We start from the raw sequence: 4,252 nt of genomic DNA on the forward strand, positions 1-4,252 counted from the left end.
CGGCGCTCTATGAAGCCGCCCACGTCATACTGACCAAGCCGCTCAAGGGCTGCACACAGCTCAAAGGCTGGGCGATGCGGATCGCCCGTCGGGGCGGCATGAAGAAGGCGAAGGTAGCGCTGGCGCGCAAGCTCGCGGTGATCCTCCATCGCATGCTCGCCGACGAAACTATCTTCAATCCCGCAGTCACGCCGATCGCAGTGGCATAGAAAAGGAGAAGCAGGGTTTTCGGGCGGGTCACGACACCAGGCCTTCCCAAAGCGGAGTCCCGTCGTCGGGACGATGGATCAGGTCAGACCGTCGTAGTGCAAGTGGCATTTCGACCCCGCGTGTTTAGATTGGTCGGCCAATCCTCTTCAGACGCCATCAGGTGGCGGCCGTGCGCCGACCCCGTACAGAAGCAAGACCCCGGCGACTGGACGACGCAAAAAAGGGATTGACTCATCGAGGCCCGTTACAGAAGCACTACGAAGCGCTCGAGGGAGGGTTCCGAAGCCGGCTCAGGCAGCCTGGGTTTCGGCCACGTTCGGCGGCAAGGCGACGCCGGCCGCGCGGAAGACGTTGCCGATAGATCCAGTTGCCGGCGTGCGAACGGTGATCACCTTGCCGTCCTTCTCGATGACACCGGTCTGTAGGCGGTCGAGTTCCCGCAGGACGTCGGCCCATTCGGGCTTGATGGCGGCCGCTTCGCAGCGCTTGTGCAATTCCTTGCGCAATACGAGGCGATAAACGAACAGAACACATGGCCGCGGATCGCCTCGTCGGAGGAATGATAGATCGGCCGGGTGCGCATCAGCGCCTTTGCTGTGCGGAACAGCTCCTCCACCTGGAGGAGGTCGCGATATCGCAGGACGGCCTGCAGCGGCGTGATCCTGGCATTGGTGCGCAGCACGAAGATGCCGTCATACCTTGCCTCGTCGGCGATCTTGCCGGCATCGATCTCGAAAGCGCCGGGGCTCGTGCTGCGCAGATAGCGGCGGTAGGCCGAGTTGCCGACAAGCGCCTTGTCGCCCTTCTTCAGCTGGCGGTCGAGGCCCTCGACGATGGCGGCACGATCGGCACGGTCCTTGTCCGCCTCGGCTTCATTGCGGGCGACGATGTAGCGCCGTCCTTCGACCGTCACCTCCTTGACGAAGAGCTGCGTCTCGCCGGTGGCGCGTTCGATCAGCAAAGGCGTGAAGCGCTTGTCGTCCTCGAGCACGACACGGCGCACCAGGACGTCCGTCCTCTCGCGTACGCCGAGCACGTATTCCAGCCCGCGCTCCTCGAGCGCGGCCATCGTGGCAGCGCAAATCATGCCGCGGTCGGCGACGACGCAGACCCGGCCGATGCCGAAACGATGACGCAGCCGGTCGATGACCGGGATCAGCACGCTGACATCGGCGGTGTTGCCCGGCCACATCTCCGAGCAGACCGGTCGGCCCTCGCCGTCGATCACCACGCCGACGATCATCTGGTTGAGATCGGGCCGATGGTCCTTGGAATGGCCATGGGCGCCGAGCGTGGCGCCGCCGGCGCCTTCGAAGGAGAGCGAGGTGGTATCCATAAACACGACACTGAGGTCGGTGAAGAGATCCTTGCGCCTGGCGAACAGCGCCTCCTCGATCTCGTCCTTCACAGTGCGCGGCGAGAATGGCGTCGCATTGGCTTGGCGCGCCTCGGGCAGTTCCTCGCCGAGCCAGGCCATGGCCCGGTAGAAGTGATGCAAGGCAAGATCGTCCGCGCCGGGGATGTCGTAGTCGACGAGCCACTTCTCGCAGGCCCTGTCGGAGCCGAAAGCCATGATGCGGTGAAGCACGGCAGCAAACACGGCCCGTTCGACGGCAAACTCGAACTTCCGCTCCGTCAGCAGCGCTTCGATGACCGCCCGGCAACCGGTGTCCTCCCACAACCGGCCGAACAGCAGCGGTGCGCCAATGCGGCGGGTGTGCAGGCTTGTCGAACCTTGCTCGATAGCCTGCAAGACCATGGCCCGCTCGGCGTAGCGGCCAACTGAAGCGGCGAGCCGATCGAGATCACCCGAGGCCAGGACCACCTCCTTGCGCCCGAGATTGCGGATGATCCGCTGCTTCATCCGCCCTTCCTCGCGCACGCTCTCGACGAGGTAGAGGTAGGTGTAGCCGCGGATGTTCTTCTCGCGCACGAACATGCAATCAGCATTACCACAAACGGTGATTCGTCAAGATCCGCGCCTCAAAGCAGGACATTATTTAGCATTACGCCTAAAAACCGCGCCTAGCTCCACCTCAACAAAAACAACGAGATAACGCAGAAAACGCGCCGGAATCTGCCGGCAACTGTTCAAGTCGGGTAAGACGCCGATCGGTAGGACGTCGAGCATCTAGTCGTTGCGCTTGAAGAGTGCCGCCTTGGCATGTTTCGCCCCAGTCGGGTCGGAAGGCGATCTGCGGCACGTCGCGGTGGTCGGCCCAGCGGGCAGCGATGCGTTCCGCGCCCTTCGGGCTGCCGCGCTTGATGCGGCCGGCGAGAATATAGTTCACCTGATCTGGCAATGCCCAAGCAAGCAAGAACAAAGCAAGCGAGGTCAATAGCATAGGCAATTTTGTACAAAAGAAAATGGAACGCTTTCGGTACACGGCCATGTCGATTCCTTCCATTTCCGCCCTGGACTTTAACCTTGCTGACGTTCGGCCACCACGCCTATGGCGGCTTCGGTAGGACTGCGGTCATCGCTGAGCATACCGCTTGTACGTGCGCTATGGCGCACTTACCGTCCAGCCGGGCAAGTCTCACGATCCCGTAGCGGGGGCAACCCATCTCAGGCCCTCGGCATCACGCAGCCCGCGCAGATGCGTGATGTCGCGGCCGTCGCCCGGCAGAAGGACGCCGATGTCGGGGACCTCGTCGCCGTTCATGTCGGCGACGAGGATGGGAGCACTGCGCATGATCCTGGCCGCAGCGAGGACCTGCTTGGTGATGTCGCGGCCGCGCGCCAGCTCTGTGTTGGCATAGTCGAAACAGTCGCCCGTGCGCAGCACCCATCTTGCATCGCTGCGCCGCAGATCTTGGGAGGCGCGACGGCAAAGCTTGATGGATCCGACTATATTTGCAGGCGCGATCGCCGCCGACGGGCCGCCTGCAGCTTTCGGGTCGACGGCCGCCACCTCCAGCCGGACCTCCCATCGCTCGGGCTCGTCCTCTTCGGCCCCGGCCACGTGGTGCAGGCTCGTCCGGAAGAACAGCATCGTGCCATCGGCCATCATCTGCCATGGGCGCTCGAGCCAACTGCGGTCGAGCCCGTCGATGCAGGCCGCTTCCCGGTCGGATCGTTCCGCAAGTTTATCCCTGAACTCGTGGATCTTTCGCGGCTCGATGCGGTGAAGCAGGATGCAGCGCCTCCAGATCGGACCGCCGTGGACCACGCTTACGAGAGCCTCGCCGCTTTCTCCCAAGAGGGCTGAGGGCTCGAGCCGTTCCGAGTAGCCGTCGAGAGCGAAGGTATCGAAATTATCGCGCTGGCCGCTGAGGTCGCCGCGAGCCGTCGAGTCGCGGCGCGGCGCGCGCCGAAGCAGCGCAGATGTGCCATATCCGGCGCCGGCGGAATTTCCCCGCCGGATCCACACCAACTCGGGCAGTCCGTCACGCGTCGAGATGAAGGGCGAATGGTTGAAGTTGCGGTATCTGTCGCAGACCTCCAGCCCGCGGGCCGCCTTCGCTCCCTGGTAGAGGCGATGATCGGGATCCGAGATGCAGCGCGTATCGTAGGCGACGTATGGCTCGTAGAGCGCGTGCCTTCCCTCCGACGCCGGGTCGATCTCGATCTCGGCCAGACAGGAGGAATTGTCCCCAGGGACGGAGCAGCCATGGGTGGTGAGCCCGTAGAGCGCAAGCGGCAGGTTGCGACGCGAGCTGCCGCCTCTGGGATAGAGAGGCACGAACTCCGAGACGAGGGTATCCTTCTCCTTGAACCTCAGGAGAAACCCATCCTCCTCCTCGTCCCACGGCAACTCGTAGTGAGGTCTGAAACCGACGAAGGAGCTCGGCGGCCTGGCGGCGGGCGGAACCTCGGCGTCGAGTTCGAGGTCGACATCGACGACGATCTCCGGGGAAAACGGGGAGTCGTCGCAGCCGTACTCGTCTAGTTCCGTTGCTGCGCCGAAGACCTGCTGCCAGTCGGCAAGCAACGCGGTCCCCGGGGAGATGCCAGCGAAGCTGCCTTCGGTGTTGGTCAGCGACGCACGGCGCCACCATACCAGCCAGTCGCTGCCGTCGGACCGGCTGGGCACCACCA

The 4,252-nt window shown here is 63.8% G+C and carries 1 protein-coding gene and 3 pseudogenes; 1 reads left to right on the forward strand and 3 read right to left on the reverse strand.

Translation table 11 applies throughout. The features are described 5' to 3' along the window. Window positions 1-209: pseudogene (locus MAXJ12_RS33840) on the forward strand (IS110 family transposase); the annotation flags it as partial. A gap of 291 nt (window positions 210-500) precedes the next feature. Here the strand turns inward: MAXJ12_RS33840 and MAXJ12_RS33845 are convergent. The 3 genes and pseudogenes from MAXJ12_RS33845 to MAXJ12_RS38000 all read right to left on the reverse strand — a co-directional run. Next, window positions 501-2,149, reverse strand: a pseudogene (locus MAXJ12_RS33845) (IS1634 family transposase). A gap of 195 nt (window positions 2,150-2,344) precedes the next feature. Beyond that, window positions 2,345-2,468: pseudogene (locus MAXJ12_RS36425) on the reverse strand (SLOG family protein); the annotation flags it as partial. A gap of 282 nt (window positions 2,469-2,750) precedes the next feature. Beyond that, on the reverse strand, window positions 2,751-4,252 hold a 1,502-nt coding region (locus tag MAXJ12_RS38000; protein ID WP_157999702.1), incomplete at its 5' end, for a hypothetical protein.

The organism is Mesorhizobium alhagi CCNWXJ12-2 (assembly GCF_000236565.1).
GTDB classification, from domain to species: Bacteria; Pseudomonadota; Alphaproteobacteria; order Rhizobiales; family Rhizobiaceae; genus Allomesorhizobium; species Allomesorhizobium alhagi.